Raw genomic sequence first — 1,594 nt, forward strand, 5'->3', positions numbered from 1 at the left:
GATTGGCAATAAGATTTTTTTAGAATTATATAATATTTCTCCAAAGGGTTTATTTACCTTGGCTGAAATAGATACAAAAAGTATTAAAGTTACAAGAATGGGATATAAAAAAAGTAATTAAAATAAAATATAAAATATGGAGGAGTAAATATGTTAGATTTAAAGTATATCAGAAATAATATTGAATTTTTAAAAGGAATTCTAAAAAATAGAAACGCTAAGATAGATTTAGACAGATTTGAGCAATTAGATGAGGAAAGAAGAGAATTGTTATCAGAGGTAGAAGTTTTAAAATTTAAAAAAAATAATGCTTCACAGGAAGTAGGGAAATTAAAGAGAGCTGGAGAAGATGCATCTCATATTATAGATCAGATGGGATCTGTAAGCTCTAGTATTAAAGCAATAGATAAGAAATTATCTGTAATTGAAGGAGAAATCAAATATTTCCAAATGACTATCCCAAATGTATATCATGAGTCTACACCAGTTGGAAATGATGATACTGATAATATTTTAGTTAGAACTTGGGGAGAACCTACAAAATTTAATTTTGATGTTAAACCTCATTGGGAACTAGGAGAGGATCTAAACATACTAGACTTCGAAAGAGGAGTAAAATTAGGAGGATCTAGATTCACTCTGTATAGAGGAGCAGGAGCTAGATTAGAGAGAGCATTAATTAACTTTATGCTAGATTTACACACTACAGAGCACGGATACACAGAGCATCTTACACCAATTTTAGTTAAACCTGAAATATGTGAAGGGACTGGTCAACTACCAAAATTTGGTGATGATATGTATAAAACTGAAGATGATATGTACCTAATCTCAACTTCTGAAATAACTTTAACAAATATCCATAGAGGAGAAACTTTGTCAGAAGCGGATCTACCTAAATACTATACTGCATTTTCACCTTGTTTTAGAAGGGAAGCAGGATCATATGGTAGAGATATCAGAGGGTTAATTAGACAACATCAATTTAATAAAGTTGAGATGGTAAAATTAGCTCATCCAAATACTTCAAATGAAGAATTAGAAAAAATGGTAGTAAATGCAGAGACTGTGCTACAAAAATTAGGATTACCATATAGAGTAGTTCAACTATGTACTGGAGATATTGGATTTTCAGCTATTAAAACATATGATTTAGAAGTATGGTTACCATCTGAAAATACATATAGAGAGATTTCATCTTGTTCTAACTGTGGAAATTTCCAAGCTAGAAGAATGGGTCTTAGATTTAAGCCAACTGAAGGTGGAAAAAGTGAATTTGTTCATACATTGAATGGATCTGGATTAGCAGTAGGAAGAACTTTATTATCTATTATGGAAAATTATCAGCAAGCAGATGGAAGTTTCTTAATTCCAGAAGCTCTTAAGCCATACATGGGCGGATTAGATGTTGTTAAAAAGTAGTATATTTTTTATACTCCTACTGACCATCCTTACATCTAATATATATATATTAGTAATAGTAGCAGGTTTGATGATCCTTTCAAACCTGCTATTTAACAAAAATTTAAAAAAATCTATGAAAAGAATGAAGTATGTTTTTCTTTTTTATTTTACTACAGTACTTTTTCAATTA

General features: G+C 30.1%; 1 protein-coding gene and 1 pseudogene. Both read left to right on the plus strand.

Features of this window, described 5'->3' with window-relative positions; all coding sequences use genetic code 11:
• The first annotated feature begins 150 nt into the window (after positions 1 to 150).
• Positions 151 to 1,422 (plus strand): serine--tRNA ligase, encoded by a 1,272-nt coding sequence (serS, locus tag WBG30_RS09910; RefSeq protein ID WP_424504495.1) that lies wholly within the window; start codon positions 151 to 153, stop codon positions 1,420 to 1,422.
• Positions 1,406 to 1,594 (plus strand): annotated as a pseudogene (locus WBG30_RS09915) (hypothetical protein); the annotation flags it as partial. The gene serS and the pseudogene WBG30_RS09915, both read left to right, overlap by 17 nt.

It is taken from the genome of Psychrilyobacter sp., from assembly GCF_049671765.1.
Taxonomy (GTDB): domain Bacteria; phylum Fusobacteriota; class Fusobacteriia; order Fusobacteriales; family Fusobacteriaceae; genus Psychrilyobacter.